This window comes from Acinetobacter sp. FY683, from assembly GCF_059515885.1.
In genome coordinates this window covers 1-22,529 of sequence record NZ_JCAKNA010000013.1, presented here as the reverse complement: position 1 = coordinate 22,529, position 22,529 = coordinate 1, and the positions used below count along the sequence as shown (strand labels likewise).

At 36.7% G+C, this 22,529-nt stretch carries 21 protein-coding genes; 9 read left to right on the top strand and 12 right to left on the bottom strand.

Annotated elements, in window-relative coordinates:
* Window positions 1-61: 61 nt before the first annotated feature.
* The 3 genes from pncB (at window position 62) to asd (ending at window position 3,126) form a co-directional block, all read left to right on the top strand.
* Window positions 62-1,264: a nicotinate phosphoribosyltransferase gene (gene pncB, locus AC5YDH_RS08645; RefSeq protein WP_496118587.1), complete on the top strand. Its 1,203-nt coding sequence runs from the start codon at window positions 62-64 to the stop codon at window positions 1,262-1,264.
* A 171-nt stretch (window positions 1,265-1,435) separates the two neighbouring features.
* Window positions 1,436-2,278: a sulfurtransferase gene (locus AC5YDH_RS08640; protein ID WP_496118585.1), complete on the top strand. Its 843-nt coding sequence runs from the start codon at window positions 1,436-1,438 to the stop codon at window positions 2,276-2,278.
* On the top strand, window positions 2,275-3,126 hold the full coding sequence (gene asd / locus AC5YDH_RS08635) for an archaetidylserine decarboxylase (protein WP_496118584.1): 852 nt from the start codon (window positions 2,275-2,277) through the stop codon (window positions 3,124-3,126). Before AC5YDH_RS08640 ends, asd begins: the two co-directional genes overlap by 4 nt.
* A 46-nt stretch (window positions 3,127-3,172) precedes the next feature.
* Here the strand turns inward: asd and phoR are convergent, their stop codons facing one another.
* The 3 genes from phoR to AC5YDH_RS08620 all read right to left on the bottom strand — a co-directional run bounded on the left by phoR (window position 3,173) and on the right by AC5YDH_RS08620 (window position 6,158).
* Complete coding sequence (gene phoR / locus AC5YDH_RS08630) at window positions 3,173-4,531, bottom strand: phosphate regulon sensor histidine kinase PhoR (RefSeq protein ID WP_496118583.1); 1,359 nt, start codon at window positions 4,529-4,531, stop codon at window positions 3,173-3,175.
* A 9-nt stretch (window positions 4,532-4,540) separates the two neighbouring features.
* Complete coding sequence (phoB, locus tag AC5YDH_RS08625; protein ID WP_496118581.1) at window positions 4,541-5,251, bottom strand: phosphate regulon transcriptional regulator PhoB; 711 nt, start codon at window positions 5,249-5,251, stop codon at window positions 4,541-4,543.
* Between the two features lie 241 nt (window positions 5,252-5,492).
* Window positions 5,493-6,158: a TetR/AcrR family transcriptional regulator gene (locus tag AC5YDH_RS08620; protein ID WP_496118579.1), complete on the bottom strand. Its 666-nt coding sequence runs from the start codon at window positions 6,156-6,158 to the stop codon at window positions 5,493-5,495.
* 206 nt (window positions 6,159-6,364) lie between these two features.
* On the opposite strand from AC5YDH_RS08620, the gene AC5YDH_RS08615 reads away from it, so the two are divergent.
* Entirely contained in the window at window positions 6,365-7,195 is an 831-nt protein-coding gene (locus AC5YDH_RS08615; RefSeq protein WP_496118577.1) for an SDR family NAD(P)-dependent oxidoreductase, read from the top strand.
* Between the two features lie 59 nt (window positions 7,196-7,254).
* Here AC5YDH_RS08615 and AC5YDH_RS08610 read toward each other — a convergent pair whose 3' ends face one another.
* The 6 genes from AC5YDH_RS08610 to AC5YDH_RS08585 form a co-directional block, all read right to left on the bottom strand.
* Window positions 7,255-8,631, bottom strand: coding sequence for an LLM class flavin-dependent oxidoreductase (locus tag AC5YDH_RS08610; protein ID WP_496118575.1), 1,377 nt, complete (start codon window positions 8,629-8,631; stop codon window positions 7,255-7,257).
* A gap of 129 nt (window positions 8,632-8,760) precedes the next feature.
* Entirely contained in the window at window positions 8,761-10,131 is a 1,371-nt protein-coding gene (locus AC5YDH_RS08605; RefSeq protein WP_496118573.1) for an MATE family efflux transporter, read from the bottom strand.
* Between the two features lie 124 nt (window positions 10,132-10,255).
* Window positions 10,256-11,410, bottom strand: coding sequence for a methionine aminotransferase (locus AC5YDH_RS08600; RefSeq protein ID WP_496118571.1), 1,155 nt, complete (start codon window positions 11,408-11,410; stop codon window positions 10,256-10,258).
* Between the two features lie 108 nt (window positions 11,411-11,518).
* Window positions 11,519-12,826: a DUF445 domain-containing protein gene (locus AC5YDH_RS08595; RefSeq protein ID WP_496118569.1), complete on the bottom strand. Its 1,308-nt coding sequence runs from the start codon at window positions 12,824-12,826 to the stop codon at window positions 11,519-11,521.
* A 14-nt stretch (window positions 12,827-12,840) separates the two neighbouring features.
* Window positions 12,841-13,398 (bottom strand): CC0125/CC1285 family lipoprotein, encoded by a 558-nt coding sequence (locus tag AC5YDH_RS08590; protein WP_496118567.1) that lies wholly within the window; start codon window positions 13,396-13,398, stop codon window positions 12,841-12,843.
* A 43-nt stretch (window positions 13,399-13,441) separates the two neighbouring features.
* Entirely contained in the window at window positions 13,442-13,981 is a 540-nt protein-coding gene (locus AC5YDH_RS08585) for a DUF924 family protein (RefSeq protein WP_496118566.1), read from the bottom strand.
* 210 nt (window positions 13,982-14,191) lie between these two features.
* Here AC5YDH_RS08585 and gshA point away from each other — a divergent pair, with 210 nt between their 5' ends.
* Together gshA and AC5YDH_RS08575 are read left to right on the top strand one after the other, a co-directional pair.
* Complete coding sequence (gshA, locus tag AC5YDH_RS08580) at window positions 14,192-15,769, top strand: glutamate--cysteine ligase (RefSeq protein WP_496118565.1); 1,578 nt, start codon at window positions 14,192-14,194, stop codon at window positions 15,767-15,769.
* 19 nt (window positions 15,770-15,788) lie between these two features.
* A complete protein-coding gene (locus tag AC5YDH_RS08575; RefSeq protein WP_496118564.1) occupies window positions 15,789-16,289 on the top strand; it encodes a disulfide bond formation protein B in 501 nt (166 codons plus the stop codon).
* Window positions 16,290-16,369: 80 nt separating this feature from the next.
* Here AC5YDH_RS08575 and AC5YDH_RS08570 read toward each other — a convergent pair whose 3' ends face one another.
* Complete coding sequence (locus AC5YDH_RS08570) at window positions 16,370-17,701, bottom strand: alpha/beta fold hydrolase (protein WP_496118563.1); 1,332 nt, start codon at window positions 17,699-17,701, stop codon at window positions 16,370-16,372.
* Between the two features lie 234 nt (window positions 17,702-17,935).
* Here AC5YDH_RS08570 and AC5YDH_RS08565 point away from each other — a divergent pair, with 234 nt between their 5' ends.
* On the top strand, window positions 17,936-18,508 hold the full coding sequence (locus AC5YDH_RS08565) for a YqiA/YcfP family alpha/beta fold hydrolase (protein ID WP_496118562.1): 573 nt from the start codon (window positions 17,936-17,938) through the stop codon (window positions 18,506-18,508).
* A gap of 15 nt (window positions 18,509-18,523) precedes the next feature.
* On the top strand, window positions 18,524-20,404 hold the full coding sequence (gene parE / locus AC5YDH_RS08560; RefSeq protein ID WP_496118561.1) for a DNA topoisomerase IV subunit B: 1,881 nt from the start codon (window positions 18,524-18,526) through the stop codon (window positions 20,402-20,404).
* Window positions 20,405-20,460: 56 nt separating this feature from the next.
* On the opposite strand, the gene AC5YDH_RS08555 is transcribed toward parE, so the two are convergent.
* Window positions 20,461-21,168, bottom strand: a complete 708-nt coding sequence (locus AC5YDH_RS08555; RefSeq protein ID WP_496118559.1) for a phospholipase D family protein — start codon at window positions 21,166-21,168, stop codon at window positions 20,461-20,463.
* A 230-nt stretch (window positions 21,169-21,398) separates the two neighbouring features.
* Between AC5YDH_RS08555 and AC5YDH_RS08550 the strand changes: the two genes are divergently transcribed.
* Window positions 21,399-21,698 carry a nuclear transport factor 2 family protein gene (locus tag AC5YDH_RS08550; protein WP_496118557.1) on the top strand — a complete coding sequence of 100 codons (300 nt, stop codon included), beginning with the start codon at window positions 21,399-21,401 and terminating at the stop codon, window positions 21,696-21,698.
* A gap of 4 nt (window positions 21,699-21,702) precedes the next feature.
* Here AC5YDH_RS08550 and AC5YDH_RS08545 read toward each other — a convergent pair whose 3' ends face one another.
* Window positions 21,703-22,449 carry an IS5 family transposase gene (locus AC5YDH_RS08545; RefSeq protein WP_496116939.1) on the bottom strand — a complete coding sequence of 249 codons (747 nt, stop codon included), beginning with the start codon at window positions 22,447-22,449 and terminating at the stop codon, window positions 21,703-21,705.
* Between the last annotated feature and the right edge of the window lie 80 nt (window positions 22,450-22,529).

The following is a 22,529-nucleotide window of genomic DNA, read 5'->3' as shown; positions in this document are numbered from 1 at the left end:
TTTCAATTTTTACTTAAAAAATGTGCTTTAATGCACTAAGCATAGCGAAATACATCAAGATATGGCTCCAATCATTCAATCTTTACTGGATACAGATTTATATAAATTCACCATGTTGCAAGTGGTGCTTCATAAGTTTCCGCAGACGCATAGTGTGTACCACTTCCGTTGCCGTAACTTAGATGACACGGTTTATCCACTGGTAGATATTTTAGATGATTTGAATGAACAGCTAGATCATCTATGTAAGCTTCAATATACAGAAGATGAATTATTATATTTACGCAGTTTGCGTTTTCTTAAAAGTGACTTTGTCGATTATTTAGAATTATTTCAATTAAAACGCCGTTTTATTAAAGCGGGGATTGATGCTGAAGGTCGTTTGGATATTTGGGTTGAAGGTCCAATGGTTCAAGCAATGATGTTTGAAATCTTTGTATTAGCCATTGTAAATCAACTTTATTTCCAGCGTATTCGTAGTGATGAGGTGATCGCTGAAGGTGAACGTCGTTTAAAAGCGAAAATTGAACTTATTCAGCAATATGCAAAAGAACAAAATCCAAATGATCCTCCATTTTTAGTATCAGATTTTGGAACACGTCGTCGCTATAGTTTCGAATGGCAAAAACACGTTATTCAAGAGTTTCATAAAAGTGCGCCAGATATTTTCCGTGGTACGAGTAATGTATTAATTGCCAAAGAAATGAACATTACCCCAATTGGGACAATGGCACATGAATTCTTACAAGCATTTCAGGCACTTGATGTGCGTTTACGTAATTTCCAAAAATCAGCATTAGAAACATGGGTGCAAGAATACCGTGGTGACTTAGGGATTGCTTTAACCGATGTTGTGGGCATGGATGCGTTCCTTCGTGACTTTGATTTGTATTTCGCAAAACTTTTCGATGGTTTACGTCATGACAGTGGCGATCCGTACGAGTGGGGCGATAAAGCTTATGCGCACTATAAAAAGCTAAAAATTGATAGTAAAACGAAAATGCTGACTTTTAGTGATGGTTTAAATCTAGAAAAAGCATGGTCATTGCATAATTACTTTAAAGATCGTTTCCAAGTAAGCTTTGGTATTGGAACAAATTTAACCAATGATATGGGGCAAACACCATTAAATATTGTGTTAAAACTTGTTGAATGTAATGGACAATCTGTGGCAAAAATTTCCGATAGTCCAGGAAAAACGATGACTGATAACGATACATTCCTTGCATATTTGCGTCAGGTTTTTGATATTGCTGAAGCGTAATTTAATTTTAAAATTGAAAAATACCGAATAGATTGTTCGGTATTTTTTTTGCATGAAGGTTTATATTTATCATCTAAAATTGTGCTAAATACATATCAAAAATCAACATAATCAAGAAAAGCAAATATGCTAAGATTAAAGATATTCTGCTAAGTATATAAAGAAAAAAAGATGTCTGAGTCTGCATTTAATTTTGAACTTTTAATTGAAGTTGAAGATTTAGTTCCTTATTTGGGACATGAAAAAATCCGAATTGTGGATTTAACACGAAGTTCCGTTTTTGAGCAGCTTCATATTCCTCATGCGATTCATTTACAACCGAAATATCTAGTTCGCCAAGAAGAAAATGCTTCTGGGTTATTGCCAGAAAAAGAAGGCTTAGAAGAACTTATTCGAATTTTAAATATCACGCCAGATCATCAAGTTATTGTTTATGATGATGAAGGTGGAGCGTGGGCAGGACGCTTAATTTGGAATTTACATTGTTTAGGTTTTTATAACACGAGCTTGTTGAATGGTGGCATTCATGCATGGTTAGGTGCAGGTTTGCCGACTACATCTGAAGTAGAAAAATTTGAACAAGTAGAACCTCTAGTTGAAGTTCATTTAAATGAACAATACCGTATTCAATACGATGAACTTTTGCAAAAAGTACAAAATAATGAAGTTCAAGTGTGGGATTGTCGTACAGAGGATGAATATACAGGTTTAAGATTGGCGGCTAGACGAGGCGGTCATATTCCAAGTGCACGACATTTTGAATGGAGTACTGCCCTAAACCGTGAAAATCATTTAAAATTGCGACCATTACAAAACACGCAACAGCGTTTGGAACAATTGGGCTTTAATTTGAATGAGCCTGTTGTTGTATATTGCCAGTCACATCATCGCTCAGGTTTAGCATATATTCTTGGGCGTTTATTGGGGTGGAATATTCAAGCGTATGATGGTGCGTGGAGTGAATGGGGCAACAGCCTCGCGAGTCCAATTATTACTGGAGAGACGCCGTCTTGAGCCTCACGTCACGTTTAAAAAAACAACTTTTCATTCAAGCTCAACGTGTTGTGCCACAACATCAATTATCTCGTGTTGTTGGTAAGCTTGCTGCAAGTGAAACACCAATCATTAAAAATACTGTGATTAGTGCTTTTAAAGCGCAATATGGCATTGATATGTCCATTGCAGAGCAACAAAATGCTTTGAAATTTAAATCATTTAATGAGTTTTTTACACGCTCTTTAAAAGAGGGTGTACGTGAAATTGATACAGATGCAACTAGTATTGTATCGCCTGCAGATGGGGCAATTTCTCAGTTAGGCAAAATTGAAGAAGGCGAAATTTTTCAAGCCAAAGGTCAAAGTTTTAATACTGCAAATTTAATTGCAGATCCTTTGTTGGCTGAACCTTTTAAGAATGGTCAGTTTGCAACAGTATATCTTTCACCTAAAGATTATCATCGTGTGCATATGCCTTTTGCAGGTACATTGACCGAAACGCTTTATGTACCAGGTGAGTTATTCTCTGTAAATCAAACAACAGCAGAAAATATTCCAGGTTTATTTGCACGTAATGAACGTATGGTGTGTTTGTTTGATACAGAACTTGGTCGTATGGCAGTTGTTCTTGTGGGTGCAATGATTGTTGCCGGCATTGAAACTGTTGCAACAGGAAAAGTAAAACCATCGGGTCGTTTAGAAGTAAATCAGCACAATTTATTCTTAGAAAAGGGTGCTGAATTAGGTCGTTTCTATTTAGGTTCAACCGCAGTGGTTTTATTTGAAGAAAATAAAATGCAGTGGGATGCTGAATTTAAAGCAAATTCTGCTGTTGAAATGGGTAAAGCTTTAGGTCATACCTTATAAGTTATATAGTCATAAAAAAAGCACCGTGAGGTGCTTTTTTTATCGCTTAACTTAAATGATATAAACGTTCTTTAGGAAATACTGCTTTAAAAACTGAGCCTTGATTTTCTTTAGATTCCACATCTAAATATGCGTTATGTTGCATAAGAACATGTTTCACAATTGCGAGTCCTAAGCCTGTACCACCTGTGGCACGACTACGTGCGCTATCTACACGGTAAAAGCGTTCGGTTAGACGTGGTAAATGTTTAGGGTCTATACCAATACCTGTGTCTTCAACTGTAAAGTAACCATGTGTGCCATCATCATGCCAGCCAATGGTAATTGTTCCACCTTTAGGTGTGTATTTAATAGCATTGGTAATGAGGTTGCTGAAGGCACTAGCAAGTTCCATATCTGAACCAATTAAATCACAATGACTATCGATATCTAAGTTGAGGGTGTGGCCATAATCGACGTTATAAGCTTGGGCATCGTCAAATAATTGATTCATTAAACTTGGCATTTCAATGATTTGATTTTTAGCGACACTTTTTTCATTTTCTAAACGTGATAATAAAAGCAAATCATTAACCAAGGCATTCATACGACGTGTTTGCGATTGCATTTGGTCAAATGCACGTTTCCAACGTGGGTTGATATCTTCTTGATCTGTAAAGGTTTCGATATAACCACTTAGCACGGTTAAGGGCGTACGAAGTTCGTGGGAAATATTATCGACAAAATCTTTTCGCATTTGTTCAAGGTTATGCATGCGTGTTACATCATAAGCTACCAACAGACGACTTTCACCACCAAAACGAGTCATTTTAACTTGAACATAACGATCTTCATGAACCATAGATTTCATTTTTAAACCGTCTGGTGATTCATCTATGTGGTTAAAATATTCAATGAAGTTGGGTTGGCGTAAAATACTGAGAATATTACGCCCACGATCATGTGTTTGAAAACCGAGTAAGTTTTCCGCAGCAGGATTCCACCATTCAATTTGATTATTATCATCAATAAGAACAACGGCTTCTGCTAAAGCAACGAGTGACGATTGAGCACGGTCAATTAGTCCAACCATTTCTGCTTGTACGATTCGTTCTTGGCGCTGAGCACGATAGACATTAAAAAGTAGTGCACCCCAAATTCCACCTAAGTTTGGTGGAACATCATAGGGTCTATTAGAAATCCAATCATTTACTAGATACAGTGAACGCAATTGGATGATGCAGAACACAGCAAATGCACAAAGAATACAGATCCAAAAATATCCTATTCCCAAGCCGATAAATGCCGCGATCACGATAAAAAATGCGAGAAGTCTTAGGTCTTGTTTGGAAAATGCCCATAAGCTGCTATATCGAAACTTTTTATGTTCTCTTGCAATTTCTGGGACAGGATATGGTTCGTACATAAAAAATAATTAACCTAATGCGACATCTGCTCGCGTAGAAAAACGGTAGCCTGTTCCACGAACAGTTTGGACATAACGATCTGCACCAAAAGGTTCTAGAACTTTACGTAAACGGCGAATATGAACGTCAATTGTACGATCTTCAATATATACGTTTCCACCCCATACTTGATCAAGAAGTTGAGCACGTGTATATGCACGTTCAGGATGTGTCATGAAGAATGCTAAAAGACGATATTCTGTTGGACCCATTTCTAAAATATGAGGACCAAAACTAACACGTTGGCTAATAGGATCTAGTAGTAAACCATTGGCATCAATTGATTTTTCTCCACTTAAAGCATTAGAGCGACGAAGCACAGCTTTAATGCGAGAGACCAATTCACGTGTAGAAAAAGGTTTCGTCATATAGTCATCTGCGCCAGCGTCTAGACCTTGAACTTTATGGTCTTCTTCACCACGAGCAGTGAGCATGATGACTGGAATTTCAGACAAACTTTCATCTTTTTTCAAGCGGCGACATAGATCGACACCACTTACACCACCAGGCATCATCCAATCTAACAAGACTAAAGAAGGGCGTTGATCGACAATCATTTGATGCGCTTGGCGAGCATCTTCAGCTTGTAGACAATTAAAACCTGCCATATCTAAAGCAGTATGGATCATTTCCCGAATCGGGAGCTCATCATCAACAATTAAAATGTAGTCATCTTTCACAGCGCAATACCCTATTAATATAAACGGTTGTCCGTTTTTGTATTTATGACAGGCTTATTACAAAGATTAATTATGACAGTATCATTGCAAAATAGAAAATATGACAATTCTAAAATGAAAATGTGACATTTTTTTGATAGTTTTATGACGAAATTAAAGTCTGAAAGCACCGATATGACAGTATTTTAGACATTAAACTTCAATTGAAATATAAAGTTACATTATCTAAAAAATTATGTTTTTATTCTACTTTTTTTGTAACCAATGCTAAAAATGGCCATAAACATGCGGATAAAACTTCGTCCTTTGGTTGCTGAAAATTGTTCATGACCCAACGAATCGCAATTTGAGTCACATAACCATTTAGGCCTGAAGCAATGAGTGAAATTTCATTTTTTGTTTGCTCATTATTGCATTTTGTTGATGTTAAAAGCGGTTGAATCATTTGGTCAAAGCGCGTCATTGTGTCATGTATGGTTGATTGTTTGTGCAGGTCTTGCACAAGTAAAGCATCAATATAAATAATACGTGCCATGTGAGGATTTTGATAAAGCGTGTCGAGAAAAGCACTGAGTGAGGCTTCTATCATCGCTTTGGAGTCACCGATATTCGTAGCAGTTGCTTGTTTGATATTTTTTTGTAATTCATCAATTAGTTTTAAAAAAATAGCTTGAAAAAGCTGTTCGCTTTTTTTAAATGATTCATAGAAGTAGCGTTCAGTTAATTTCGCTTCTAAACAAATATCTTTTACTGTTGTGGCGAAGAAACCGCGTGTTCCATAAATTTTAATTCCAGCTTGAATTAGTTTTTCATATCTAATTGCTTTTCGTTCTGAAAGAGATATGCCTTTGAATTGACGTTCTTTATCTACATTATTTTTTGAAGAAGCAAGTGTTATTTCAGTCATAGGATTGATCAATAAAGTGATGAAAAAATTATAGAGATATGACTTGTAATATGGAACAAAATTCAAGTTTCACAATATAAATATAAAATTGACAATACATATTGTCACAAATATATTTAAGCATACTGATGATTTCAGAATACTATATTTAAAATTGAAAAATATATGAGATCTCTACTGCTTAAGCTTAGCTTAAAGGATAAGTAATGAAAAATTTTAAAAACAAAGTGGCAGCTATTACAGGTGCAGGTTCAGGTATTGGTCAACAGCTTGCAATTTTATTGGCAAAAGAGGGATGTCATTTATCTTTAAGCGATGTAAATGAGCAAGGCTTAATTGAAACAGTTGAAAAGCTCAAAGAAAGTGATGTGCGGATCACGATTAAAAAATTAGATGTGTCTGACCGTATTGCAGTGAAAGAGTGGGCAGAAGAAACGGTGAAAGATCACGGTTCTGTGAATATGATTTTCAACAATGCTGGTGTAGCTTTGGCATCCACTGTTGAAGGTGCATCGTATGAAGAGCTTGAGTGGATTGTAAATATTAATTTTTGGGGGGTAGTGTATGGCACTAAAGAGTTTTTACCATTGATTAAGCAAACAGGCGATGGTCATATTGTTAATATTTCTAGTCTATTTGGTCTAACGGCACAGCCGACACAATCTGCATATAATGCAACAAAATTTGCGGTACGCGGTTTTACAGAATCATTGCGTCAAGAATTGGATATGGAAAATAGTGGTGTAAGTGCACTATGTGTTCATCCAGGTGGTATTCGAACCAATATTGCCAATTCAGCACGAAAGAATGATAGCCTGAGAACTTTGGGCATTAATCCTGATAAATCGACAAAGTCATTTAATAAATTATTACGTTGTCCACCTGAAGAAGCAGCACGCCAAATTTTAGAAGCGGTAAAAAAAGATAAGCGTCGTTTACTTATTGGTAATGATGCAAAAGTCTTAGATTTACTTCAACGCTTACTTCCAACGGGCTATCAAAAGGTCATTGAATTTGCGAGTAAATCTAAAAAATAATTAAAATTAGAAAATAAAAAGCCTGCATGTACAGGCTTTTTTTGAATGATTTAAATAAATTAAGATGCTTCGATATTTTGCAGATGATTTGCAATGACATACTGATTTTCAGGACGTTTTAGACCTAAATTCTCACGTAAAGTTGTGCCTTCATACTCTGTACGGAACAGACCTCGACGTTGTAATTCAGGCACTATAAATTCAACAAAATCATTTAAGCCTGCAGGCGTAGATGGTGGTAGTACATTAAAGCCATCAGCAGCTTCATTTTCAAACCATGTTTGTAGTTGGTCAACGACTTGTTCAGGTGTACCAATTAGCGTCCAGTGACCACGTGCCGAAGCGATATATTCATAAAGTTGACGAATGGTAAAATTATGCGCTTTAGCAATATCAATCATGAGCTGTTGACGGCTTGAGAAAGTTAAGTCGGCATCACTAATTTTAGGGAAGGGGGCATCTAAATCATATTTAGATAAGTCGATACCGCCCGATAATCCTGAAAGTAAGCCCAGACCAACATCGGGTAAAATTAAACTATTTAAAAGGTCATATTTGGCTTGAGCTTCTTCTTCAGTTTTTGCAACAAAAATCGAAACGCCAGGCATGATTTTAATGTCATCGGCATGGCGACCATATTTTACTAAACGACCTTTTACATCACGATAAAAAGCTTGAGCATCTTCTAAACTTTGTTGGGACGTAAAAATGACTTCTGCGTATTTTGCGGCAAGTTCACGACCAGCTTCAGATTGACCTGCTTGTACAATTACAGGATAGCCTTGTGGTGGCCGTGGCACATTCAAAGCACCTTGAACATTAAAATATTTGCCGCTATGCAATGGTTCGTGGCTTTGTGAAACCTCAAAGAACTGTCCTGTTTCTTTATTGTATTTGAAAGCATCGTCTTCCCATGAGTCCCAAAGTTTTTGAGTAACTTCAATAAATTCCTCAGCACGTTCATAACGTGAAGCAGGGTCAGGGTGTCTGTCAATATTAAAATTTCGAGCAGTATCTGCTGCACCAGTTGTTACAACATTCCATCCAGCACGGCCTTTGCTAATATGATCTAAAGATGCAAATTTACGTGCAAGTAAATATGGATCTTCATAAGTGGTGGATGCTGTAGCAATAAAACCGATATTTTGAGTGACAGCAGAAATGGCTGCAAATAATGTCACAGGTTCAAAGCCAACAGCTTTGTCTGTATAACCTATGGTGTTCGAATTTTTTGAAGATCCATGGCTCCAATTTACAGATAAACCATCTGCTAAAAAGTAGGCATCAAATAAGCCTTTCTCAGCAGTTTTTGCAAGTTCAATGGCATAGTCAAGGCTTAAATGTTCTTGTGGTCGAGCTTCTGGATGGCGCCAACCTGCTGCATGTTGTGATGTTGTTGGAATAAATGCGCCTAGTTTTATTTGTCGTTTTGTCATGAGGAAACCTATACATTTTTAATTTATGAATAGGTTTATAGCAACTCTAAATATGAATGAAAAATAAGATAAAAATAAAACCTTATAACAAATATGGAATTATAGGTTTATCTTTATATTCATGTGAAATTAGATGAGGGCACGAATAGCTTTCTTTTTCCAAACAAATTGATAATACAAACCCTGCATGAAACATAGACACACAAATGCAAGTGCATAGCCGTACCAAATACCTTTGAGCCCCCATAACTCACTAAACATATAGGCAGCTGGAATTTCAATTGCAACAATTGCGATAACATTAATAATCATGGGAATATTCACTGTACCGCTTGCGCGCATAACTGAAGCAAAAATGGCACTTGCACCAAAGAATAAAATAGACCACAGCACAATAAAGAGTAACTGCTGACCTAACACGACAACATTTGGATCGGTGATAAATAGCGCCATTAAATATTTAGAGAACAAATAAGCCAAAATGACCAAACTTCCCGTAAATAAAATATTCATACCTAAAGCGGTTTTTGTGACTTTAGATAATAACTCTGAACGACCTGCACCAATTGCTTGAGCACCAAAAATGGATGCTGCTATTGCAATAGAAAGTGCGGGGAATTGAATATAATTTAAAACCTGATTTACAGCACCATAGGCTGCTGTTGCATCTGCACCATAACGATTGACTAAACCCACAATAACTAAGCCCGCAACAGAGGTTGTAATCATTTGAATACCTGTGGGAATACCCAGTTTAAGGATCACTTTACTAAGTTGACGGTGATGGCGAATGCTTTTAATAAGTTTTAAGTCTGGTTTTAATGGATGGTCTATTTTGTTGAGATAAACCGTCAAAAAGATGAGAACAGTGAACATGCCTAAGTTCGTTGCAATTGCAGGTGCTAGCGTTCCTAATTTTGGGAAACCCAAATAACCACCAATAAGTATAGGTGTTGTGATAATACCAACGCCAATAGACATAGTAGAGGCATAAAGAGGAGTTTTACTATCACCAACACCACGTAAAATAGAGGTATATACAATATAAATAAAGAGTAGTGGGCTACCTGCAAGCATCCATTGAACATAAGGCAATGAAAGATGCATAACATCATCATCAAGACCTAAACCAAGTAAAATATGCTTGGCAAAAATAACACCTAAAATGGCGATGGCTGTTCCACCTATAAGGGTCATATATAAGGTAGAACCAACGACATTTTTTACTTTTTCAATATTTTGTGCTCCCCAAGCTTGTCCAACAAGTACGGTTGCACCTGAAGATAAGCCAATCACAAAGGCAAGTAGACAAAATAGAATTGGAAAAAATACAGCAACAGCCGCAATGGCATGAACACCAAGCATTTGCCCCACAAAAATCGTGTTAATTGTGCCCGAAAGATTTTGCAAGATATTAGTCATAATAAGGGGCAATAGAAAAACTAAAAAAGTTTTCCATAAATTGGGCTGAGTGACTAAAGTTTGCTGAGTTTTGGACATGAAAAAGTGGGCTCTCGGTATTTTTATGATTGTGATTGAGTTGTAACAGTAGCCGAATTTGAGAAAAAAAGCCTTAGTTGTTCAGTAACAAAGGCTTAATTTTATAGATATTTTTTGTTGATGTTTAGATACTTGATAAGATTTCACCTGCACGTATCAGCGTTTCATCTTTTTTAGCAAAACAAAAACGTAAAAGACGTAAATCTTGGGGTTTTTTCTGATAAAAAACAGATACAGGAATCGATACGATTTTATATTTTTCAGCCAAATATTGGCACATTTCAACATCATTCAAATCTGGACGAATATTACTGTAGTCTAAATTTTGGAAATATGTCCCAAAAGATGGTGTCCATTTAAAACGCGATTGGGTGATGCCTGAATTAAATAAATCACGTTTGCTTTGGTAAAAAGAGCCAAGTTCCGAAATATGTTCAGGATGCTTTTGCATGAAGTTTGCAAGAGCAACTTGTACGGGTGTTACACCGCAGAAATTGGCAAATTGATAAATTTGTCGGAACACTTTCATTAATTCAGATGAAGCAATGCAATATCCTGTTTTCCAACCTGTCACATGAAAGGTTTTTCCAAAAGAACCGACTACAAAACTACGGTGACGTAACTCAGGAAATGACAGTGCAGAATAATGTTGTTGCCCATCAAAAATTAAATGCTCATAAACCTCATCGGATAGAACAACAATATTGGTGTCTCGAATCAGTTCAATTAAGTCTAGCCAATCTTGCTTTGACCAAATAGCTCCTGTGGGATTATGTGGTGTATTCACAATAATCATTTTAGTCTTTATAGAAATGGCGTCTTTTACTTGATTCCAGTCGACCGAAAACGTGGGAGCATTGAGTGGAATATGAATAGGCGTTGCCCCGACTAATTGAATACTTGGTGCATAGCTGTCATAACTTGGATCAAAAATAATGACTTCATCACCTGCATGTACAATGGCTTGTATGGCACTGAAAATGCCAATGGTTGCCCCTGGTGTAATCGTAATTTCTGAAATAGGATCAAGTTGAAGGTGATCGCGATTTAAAAATTGAGTTGCGACTTGTTCACGTAATGAAAGTAATCCATCACCTGATGAATATTGATTAAAACCATTGAGTGTGGCTTGGCTGAGTTCTTCTAATAACGCAGATGGTGCGGGAAAGTCAGGAAATCCTTGAGATAAATTTAAGGCATTTAAGCGTTGCGCAAGGGCAGACATGACACTGAAAATGGTGACACCTTGCGAAGGAAGTTTGGATTGGATTTCGATCATGACCGCACTAAACTGTTAAGTTAATCATAAGGCTAAAAATAGCACGGTCGGCACGAATTACGTATTCTAAATAGTTGCAGAAAACATCAAAAAATTGACTGAATAGCGTTATAAAAGTACATCTACAAGGGCGCGGATAATTCCTAAAGCCAAACCAATAAATGCACCAACAACAACACCATTTACACGAATCATGTGCAAATCACCACCGACTTCATTTTCAATTTTGTCGATCATTTCACTCGAGTCCCATTCATGAATACGTTCACTAATAAATCGAATGACTTTTTCGCTGTATTGATCAGATAAATTAATTGCGATGCCACTTAACTTTTCATTTAATAACTGACGAACAGCATCATTAGACACAATATTTTCGCCGACTTGTTGAATAGCTATTCGAATATTCTCAGCAATTCCTGAATTCGATTTTTCTAAATCACTTTTGATGGCATCACATAAAATAACCACGGCACCGCTAATAAAGTTCAGGACTTGTGGGCTTTCGAGTAATGAGTTTTTAGTTTCATTTAATTTGATACTTGCAGGGCTACTTTTGTCGGTCAGTTGCAACATCAGTTGCTGTCCAAGTTCTTCAATTTTAATACGCCAAGGATGATCGGCATCGGACAACATCGCTTCAATTTTTTGTACTAAAGAATCAATTGAGCGTTGTTGAACATCTAAACCAAAGAAACTTGCACCTTTAGCAATTTTCCATACACCAATTTCTTTAAACATTTGTTTGGTCAAACTTTGCACTTGATCAGGATGTTGAATCATCCATTCATGCGCAACATCTAAACCACGTTGTAAAACATCTTGGTGGAAATCATTTTCTAAAACAGCACGCAGCATTTCACTTGCTAAATAATTGATGTCTGTATTTTTGACCCATTGCACGCTGTTCGATTGAATAAAATGTGCGATTTGTTCTTGCCCAATAAATTCAAAAACTTTGGGTGCAGTTTGTTGAATAGCCTGTGTAATTTGAATGTTGTTTTGTGGGTTAGCAAGCCATTTCCCTACAGCCAAAGAAAGGTCTGTATTACTCAGGCTTTTTTCTACAACTTGTGGAGATAGAAAATTTTCTTGAACAAAACGACCCATCGATTCTGCAATACGTGCTTTATTTCGAGGAATAATTTCGGTGTGATCACGTAAAAATTTAGGAATGGGCATTTTTCCAAAAGGATTACGAAATAACACGGTAATGGCATACCAGTCGGCAAGCCCACCCACAACGCCTGCTTCAGCAGAGAGCATTAAAATGTGGATGAGCCAGACATACTCGGGGACTAATTTTGCAGTCACCATGAGCACCAACCAAATAAAAACAGCAGTTAAAAGTGCCCAAGTGGCAAATTTTTTACTACGTTGTAGGCTTGGTGAAATTTCTCGATCTGGTATAGCCATATATGTTCCGTAGGTTATTTGGCAGACGCAGGTGGTTCAGGTTGTAAGACATCACCATTTACGCTCAAGCCATATTTCTGACCTAAAGATTGTAAGATGAGTTTGGCATCAAATGCATCTTGTGGCGCAGATTTTTGGTCTTTAAAGCATTCAATTGTATAAGAAACTTGAGCAGGTTCTACATTGACTACTTGCGGAGTGTCGAAGAATGGATCATGCCAAAATGCAGGATGACGACGATAAAAACCTGGACCATACATTGGTGGATTTGGATAAACCACGGCTTGGCGAGGTGGCTTTTGTGAACGGTTACTCGGATCATCCATGACTTTAAAGAATTGGAAGCCATTTTTTAGAGTTGTTTGAGCCGCTTTCACTAGGGTGATTTCTTCTGCTGTGCCATAACTCATATTGGAGTCTGCGACAAAACTAATGCGGTATGTTTTTGCATTGAGCTGTGTATTTGAAAACAGACCCAATTGATCGAATGTACGTGGTTTACTTGATAATGTCGCACAACCAGTCATGGTAAGTGTGGTTGCTAGGGCTAAGCCAATGAGTATTTTTTTCATGCTATACCTCCTCGGTGGATAGTTAAACAGCAAGGGGAGAGGGTTAAAAACTGCTATTGGGTTGTGTTAAAAACTCAATTTCTTCAGCAGTCGATTCACGACCTAAAATGGCATTGCGATGTGGGTAACGACCAAAACGGTCAATAATCACTTTATGCTTAATTTCGAAGTCTAAGTTAATCGGGTTTCCTAAATCTTGAAATAGTTTTAATGCTTCTTCATGTATTACTTTTGATTCACTATGCATAAATGGCATATACAAAAATTTGCGATAATCTTCAGATAGTTTTTGGTCTAAACCTAAACGAATTGCTTCTTGAGCAAGTGCAAGTGCTAAAGCATCTTGAGCAAAGGCTTGAGCTGAATCGCGATATAAATTACGTGAAAATTGGTCTAAGACAATAATTTCAGCCAAACGCCCTTCTGCTGTGTCACGCCAATGCCATAATTCTGATTGAGCAGCTTGTTGATGAATATCTTTAAAATTTTTAAATATCGATTGATCAAATTCATCGCTTTTAGCGAACCAAAGAGGTTGAGTTTTTTCACTAAACCAAAAATTTAAAATCTCTTGATAATTCATAACTTTTATAACTCTTTATCATTTATTAGTGTATAGAAACACAAATTTTATATGTCTAAAAGGGTAAGTTTGTGATAAAAATTTGCGAAAAATATATGCTTTTTTTTGGGTGAAAAGTAGACAGCTTGTATGAAGCAGTAACTCAAACTCAGTATATTGATATAAACTTATGATTTTATTTATGTAGTTTCTTCCAAAAGCGAGATAGAAATGAGTCAACCTGAATCGACCTCTCAAGACCAATTACCGACTTGGGTGGAATCTTCGCTATTCAAAGGGATGTTGCGTGGCATAGAACGTGAAACTTTACGTATGCAAAGTAACGGTTTCCTTTCTCAAGGATCACATCCTAAGGCGTTGGGTTCGGCATTGACGCATCCTCACATTACAACGGACTATTCTGAAGCTTTAATGGAGTTTATTACGCCTCCTAAAGAGAGTATTCAAGAAACTTTAGATTATTTAACAGATATTCATGCTGTTGCACATCAGCATTTAGAAAATGGTGAGAAGTTATGGCCTCTTTCTATGCCATGTATGTTAGATGATTCCGATGAAAGTATTCGTTTAGCACAATACGGCACATCAAATATTGGTTTATTTAAAACTTTATATCGCCGTGGCTTAGGGGTGCGTTATGGTCGCCGTATGCAAACGATTTCAGGGGTTCATTATAATTTATCATTCCCTGAGCAATTATTTGAAGCACTGCAAATAAATGAAGTAGATGAAAAACTAAAAGCACTAAGCGCTCAAGATTATCGTAGTCACCGTTATTTGGGTCTAATTCGTAATTTTATTCGTTTAACGCCATTGGTCATGTTTTTGGTGGGTGCAAGTCCTTCTGTGTGCAAATGTTTTATGACAGGACGTGAGCATCAATTGCTACCGTTATTGAAAGGAACATTGTATTTGCCTTATGCAACAGCATTGCGTATGGGGCGTTTCGGTTATCAAAACTCTGCTCAAAAGCAATTAGGTATTCACTACAATAATTTGCCTGATTACTTAAACGGTTTACAAAAAGCAGTAAAAACATCATACAAGGCATTTAGCCATTTAGGTTTAAATGATGCCGATGGTAAACCACTACAAATTAATGATCACGTTCTTCAAATTGAAAACGAATACTACAGTTTAGTGCGTCCAAAACAAGTGCCGAAAGAGGGTGAAACACCATCTCAAGCATTGGCAAATCGTGGTATTGGTTATGTGGAACTTCGTGCAGTAGATGTGAATCCGTATAGTCCAATTGGTATTGATGAAACTACAGCGGGCTTCTTAGAAGTCTTAGCATTGTATTGTTTATTCTCAGAGAGCCCTGAACTACTCGAGCAAGAACAAGATGTGATTGAAAAAAACCAAACAGAAGTCGTGAACCGTGGTCGTGCACCAAATGCGACAATTTTGGAAAATGGAAAATCATATTTTATTGAAGATTGGAGCCGCACGTATCTAGAGAAGATGCAAACATTTGCTGAGTTATTAGATACGAGTTACGAAACGGAAACTTATTCAAAAGCATTGCAAGTGATGCAAGCTCGAATTAATGAAGTCGATGAAACTTTATCTGCCAAAATGATTGAAGATACTGTGGAATATGGTGGTACTTGGAGCTTTGGTAGTTATTTAGCACAACAACATGCGGTAGCTTATGAGCAACATCAGCTTAGTAAAAAAACATCGGCTTATTTCAAAGAAGTTGCACAAGTTTCTTTAGAAAAGCAAGAACAACTGGAACAAGATACGACTCAAAGCTTTGAGGAATATCTTTCTCAATTTCGATAAAAATTAAAGAGGATTTACCATGAATTGGAGTCGTTATCGCTTCGTGAGTGGTTTTTTATTTTTGGCGAGCGTCATTGGTATGGCATTCGCTTTATATTTAGAACATGTGCAAGGTTTAGAGCCTTGCCCACTATGCGTATTTCAACGCATAGGCTTAATTGCTTTAGGGGTAATTTCACTTATTGCATTTCTTCATAATCCAGCTTCAAATATTATGAAGCGTGTTTATGCATTGCTTGGATCCTTAGGTATTTTATGGTCTGCTGGTGTTGCTGCAAGGCATGTTTGGTTGCAACACTTGCCACCAGATCAAGTACCAAGCTGTGGTCCTGGTTTAGATTATTTAGTTGATGCACTTCCATTAAAATCTGTTTTATCTCAGGTTTTAAGTGGTTCTGGAGAGTGTGCTGTTATTGATTGGACATTTTTAGGACAGTCTTTACCTGTTTGGTCACTTCTATTTTTTGTTGTTTTAACGTTCGTTAGTTTGTGGCAGCTATTTAGAAAATATCCTGCTTAATGTTTAAGACACTTATTTTCAGAAATGTAAAAAAGCCAGTTCCAACTGGCCTTTTTTATTCTGATTTTATTAATATATTTTTAGGTTAAGGCAATACCTTCATAGTGATCTAAATTAATAAAATATTCATGAACCTGAGCGTCAGAACCTTCTTGCTGAAATGGATAGAACCAAAGAGCGATTTGTTCGGCAACACTTGAGTTGTGATGAATCCGAAAATGATTTAGACCATAAAAAATAGCTTTATGTGAATCTGCTACATTCAGTTGTAAACGTGGGTTTGAATGTTCACCCAATGCACTTTGTATACTTACCAAATAATCACCAAAAAGGTGGCGAGAGTTAGGATTCTTTTTTTCACGTTCAATAGAGCCCGCAATTAAATATGCTCGAATATGCGAAGGTAGGGGAGCAGGCTTTCTTAGATCATCTACAAAGCCAATTCGGGCATGATTGTACTCCCAATCATCATCTCGAATACTTCCATGGCGTAAATCTAAAATACCATTGCTACGAATATTAAATAAATGACCAAAAATTTTGACGATTGGAAATCGACCGAGTTTATTTTGAATACTAAAACCGAAACGTTCTAGTGCAGCTCCATGATGAGGTGATGCAATACACACCAAATTTTCAGTCAAATTAAGCCATGAGTATAAGCTTTGCTTTGCATAAAATAAGGCGCTACGTGCAACAAGCCCACCCATACTATGTCCAATTAAACTTAAACTGGTGATTTGGGGGTTGCGTTGAATTAGGTCTTCTAATGTATTTGCAAGGCTACGTCCATTCGATGAAATACGACGACCTGTGTTGTAATTTAAATACAGCATGGTGTTATGGTCACGTTGTGCTAAGAGTTTTTCACCAATACCGCCAAACTGATGATTTGACCAATCTAAATGGTTCATACACAAACCATGTATAAATAACACAACATGTCCAGTGAGCTCACCTTTCTGTACGCTTCCATAGTGATCATAAATGACCATAGGTAAACCAATGGGATTATGCTGTTCTAATAAATAATCACCACAAATGCCATTTAAGGCGCCAACAACATAATGTTGTTTAGGGCTTAATGGTGAAGCATGTAATGTTGGAAACTTGGTAATAATTTGACGTAAACCCGGTGCAATATATTGGCTACCGTAGTTTTGAACCGTATCGAAAGAATATTTATAAAATTTTTGAATATTTGAGTTGTTTTTTAACTGAGTCGACTGTTTTCGGCTTATGCCAAAAACACTTGAAATGACTTCATGTTGGATGGTTTGAATCAGTTCACGTGCTATGTTATTAAATGGTGTGCTAACAACCTGAGCGACCCCTTCCAATAAGTCTGCTTGACTTGGAGGTGTACGATCCCATTTACAATATGTTTCATGTAGGGGGGTTAAACTGGGCATATTTAGACACCTCATAAGGTGATAATTTTATTAACGCTTTATTTTTAGTCATGATCGCGGTATAAATTTCTACAATTTGAGAGGTTTTTTATCTCAACTTTAAAAATACAGGGCACGATTACTATTTTTGAGCTATTTTGTCTGACAATTATATTTAAAATACAAATTTAAACATTTGTGATGATTATCACATAAAATAGTTTAAAGTTAATTGAAGAAATAAGCAAAAAATTGATGAATCTTATTTACTTACATGGTTTTCAAAGCACACCGCTCTCTATGAAAGGACAGTGGTTGAAAGATTATGTGGAACAACAACAAAATATTCAGATTCATTTACCAGATTTAAACATGCCACCTTTAGATGTCATGAAAAAAATGGAAAGTTTAATAAAGAGTTTAGACAATGTTGTAATTGTTGGAAGCAGTTTAGGTGGATTTTACGCGACGCAGTTGGTCGCAAAGTTTGCTGTTCCTGCTGTTTTAATTAATCCTGCTATGCGACCATGGCAACTGTTTAAAGATTTATTTGGGGATGGGCAGATTCCGTACAAAGTCTGTGATAAATGGACTTTAAATCAGGCTCAATTGATCGATTTAGAACAACTTGCTGTACCGTTTGTGCAAGATGCAGACAAAATATTGGTGTTATTACAACAAGGCGATGAAGTTTTGGATTATCGTGAAGCAGAACGCTATTATAAGCGGTCTTTGCTCATTAGCGAATCCAATGGAAATCATGCAATGGATGATTTTAAAACTAAAATCCCAATGGCACTGCAGTTTTTATCGGACAGCATAAAATAAAGGAAATAGTACAACGTGTCTCAATATACGGCTCAATCACTTGAAGTTTTATCTGGTTTAGATCCAGTACGCCGTCGTCCCGGCATGTACACAGATACCACTCGTCCAAACCATTTGGCACAAGAGGTTATTGATAATGCTGTCGATGAGGCACTTGCAGGTCATGCTAACCAAATTACGGTAACTGTTTATAAAGATGGTTCATTATCTGTAGATGATAATGGTCGTGGTATGCCTGTCGATATTCATCCTGAATATGGGCAAAGCGGTATTGAAATTATTCTGACTAAGCTTCATGCAGGCGGTAAATTTAGTACAGATAATTACCAATTTTCAGGTGGTTTACATGGTGTTGGTATTTCGGTGGTAAACGCCTTATCTACCCGTGTAGAAGTTGAAGTGAAGCGTCAAGGCAATCTTTACAAAATGGCGTTTGAACAGGGTGAACCTGTTGCGCCACTTGAAGTTTTAGAAGGAAAAGCACCAAAACGTGCAAGCGGAACGAGTGTTCATTTTTGGCCTGAAGCAAAATATTTTGACTCACCAAAATTTGCTCTAAAAGCCTTAAAGCATAATTTAAAAGCAAAAGCAGTATTGGCTGCAGGTTTACAAATTACTTATGTAGACCAAATTAACGATGAAAAAATTGTTTGGCAGTTTGAAAATGGTCTAGTCGACTATTTGATGGATGAATTGGAAGATCGTGAAATTGTTCCACATCCTGCATTTGTAGCAACGGGTGAAGCTGACCGTTCAAGTGCTGAGTTTGCCATTTGTTGGAATGTGGAAGGTGGCGAAAGTATTCAAGAAAGCTACGTGAACTTAATTCCTACAGCACAAGGTGGTACGCATGTAAATGGCTTACGTTCGGGCGTAACAGATGCAATACGTGAATTTTGTGAACTACGTAATTTGTTGCCACGTAATCTTAAACTTTCTGCTGAAGACGTTTGGGATGGCGTGAATTACATTCTGTCTTTAAAGTTTCAAGAGCCACAATTTTCAGGACAAACCAAAGAAAGACTTTCGAGCCGTGAAGCTTCAGGTATTGTACAAAATATTGCCAAAGATGCTTTTGCATTATGGCTCAATCAGAATTCAGAAGTTGCCATGCAATTGGCTGAAATGATGATTAGCAAAGCGGGTCGTCGTTTAAAAGCAGCGAAAAAAGTAGAGCGTAAAAAGATTGTTTCAGGTCCAACACTTCCGGGTAAATTGTCCGATTGTGTGGGACATACTTTGGAAGAGTCTGAACTATTTATTGTAGAAGGTGACTCTGCAGGTGGTTCTGCTAAACAAGCACGTGATAAAAACTTTCAAGCCATTATGCCAATTCGAGGCAAAATTTTAAACACTTGGGAAGTTTCATCAGATGAGGTTTTGGCATCTCAAGAAGTTCATAATATTGCGATTGCGATTGGCGTAGACCCTGGCAGTGATGATCTTTCAGAACTTCGTTACGGTAAAATTTGTATTCTTGCCGATGCCGATTCGGATGGTTTACACATTGCAACTTTGTTATGCGCGCTGTTTGTGAAGCATTTCCCGACATTGGTTGAAGAAGGGCATTTATTTGTCGCTATGCCGCCGTTGTACCGAATTGATGATGCAAAAGAAGTTCATTACGCTTTAGATGATGCTGAACTTGAAGGTATTTTGAAAAAGTGTAAAACAAAGAATCCTCAAATTACTCGATTTAAAGGTTTGGGTGAGATGAACGCAAGTCAGCTTCGTGAAACGACATTAGACCCGAATACACGTCGTTTGGTTCAACTTGATTTAGACGATATGCAATTTACCGCAGGTTTGTTAGATAAGTTACTTGCGAAAAAACGTTCGGGTGACCGTAAAGATTGGTTAGAGCAAAAAGGTAATTTAGCCGATTTGGTGGTTTAATTTTTTAGATGATCAAAAACCGTACATTTGTACGGTTTTTTATGGATTATTGGAAATTAAAGTTCAGTATTTTCAGGCCATAGGAAATAGCCACCATATTGACTTGCTCTGAATTCACCACCAATGGTTTTACCTGAGTCAGTTAAGTAGTGTTTTCCATTTTCATTTAGGGTAAGTAAATTTTTTTCGACAAGCTTTTCTAATAGTTCTGTTGTTTTCAATTTATGTTTTGCCGCTAATTTAGAGGTTGTTAATTTTTCAAAAGTAGCGGTTTGCTTTTCTGTTTCTATATCTTCATCAGCGCTTGTTTCAGCTTTTACTTCATCTAATGTAATTCTAACCTCATCACTAATACGAATAATGCGCTGAGCTTCTTCATAGGCTTCTTTAAAGACATCATTGTCTTCATATTTTCGAACGAGTATACCCATTTCATTATTATTGACTTGGCTAAACTCATAAAGATTTAAGCTTGAAATAATGCATTCAGATTCATTTAAATAGCATTTTGCATGTAAGTTCTTACAGAAACTTAAGCGGACATAATCTAATTTTTGCATCCATTTTATTTCATCTGGATGCAAGTCACTTTTGCCATAAACAATACGAATATCAATTTTTAGTCGGTTTTTATCTTCAAGTAATTCTTTGATGCGATCATTTAATCTTAAATATGGACTGATAAGAATAAGGCGTTCTTTCGCATTTTTAATGAGCTCTTCTAAAAAAAAGTTAGTTGCACTGGTATTCAAAAACTTAGCCACTTATTCCCCCAATTAATTAAGATTATTAGAAGAATATTAAAGCATAATAATGGGTGGGCGAAGATTAAAAGCTATCTACGAGGAGTCATTAAATTATAAATGTTCAGTGTTAATAATAAAACAGTACTTAAATATTGGTAAAAATTAGACTATCACTCGTGATAGTGCTTTTAAAAGTATAAAAATCGTATGCTCACTACATCATTAAAAACAGATAAAAAGGTAAATAAATGAGCCGAACAGCAGAACAAATAACACTCGATAAAATGTATGCAGCTTTTGCTGAGCAAAATGTAGATGCAGCAGTAGAAACAGTATCGGATGATTCAGTTTGGATTCACCATGGTACACAAAAATTGCCATCTTTACATTTTGAGGGAAAAGAAGGTGTAAAACAATTTTTCCAAGCAAACTTCACGACATTAAAGGTTGAGTACTTCGATATTTTAAAGACTTATCAGCAAGGGAATACCATTGTTGTAACGGGTAAAGAAAAATTTATTAAAGTAGAAGATAGTAGGGGCTGTTGACATTTCATAATGGTAACCAAATAAAGATGCAAGCTAAGGCAACAGAATTTTCATAGCTTTGCTTTAGCTTATCATAGCGTGTGGCAATGCCTCTAAAGTGCTTTAATCTAGCAAAGGCATTCTCAACTAAATGCCTGATTTTATATAAATACCAATCCATATGATCATGATTTGATAGTGTATTGGATTTCTTAGGAATATTGGCTTGAGTACCCGTATTTTCTATCTGTTCTCTCAAGGATTCAGAGTCATAACCCTTATCTGCACATAGAGTTTCTGTCTCGTTTAGGTAGAGGCTATCAACTAATTTAGGTGCCACTTTTACATCGTGGGTCGTGCCATCCTCTATTAGAAACTGAACAGGGTTCCCATGAGCATCAACAGCCAAATGAATTTTAGAACTGTTTCCACCGATACTTTTTGAAATAGCCTGATTTTTAATTCCTGTAGCATGTTGATGAGCTCTCACATGACTAGCATCAATAAATATCCACTCTAGGTCAGCATCAGATGAAATTAACTTAAATATTTTTAATAGCTTATTATCTTTCGACCATCTAGAAAATTTCTTGAATATGGAGTTTGGCTTTCCAAAAGTGGCGGGTAAATCCCGCCATGGGCAACCTGTACGGATTCTATAAAGAATAGCTTCAATAAAATTACGAAGATTTTGTTTGAGATAAATACGAAAATTACGGAAAATAGTTTCTAACTTAGACCAGTGTTGATCAGTCAACATTGTACGAGGCATAGCGAGGAGTAGATTTGGTTTGGCGATTAAATTTTACTTTCTCGCTATTTTTTTTGCACAGCAAATGTCAACAGACCCTA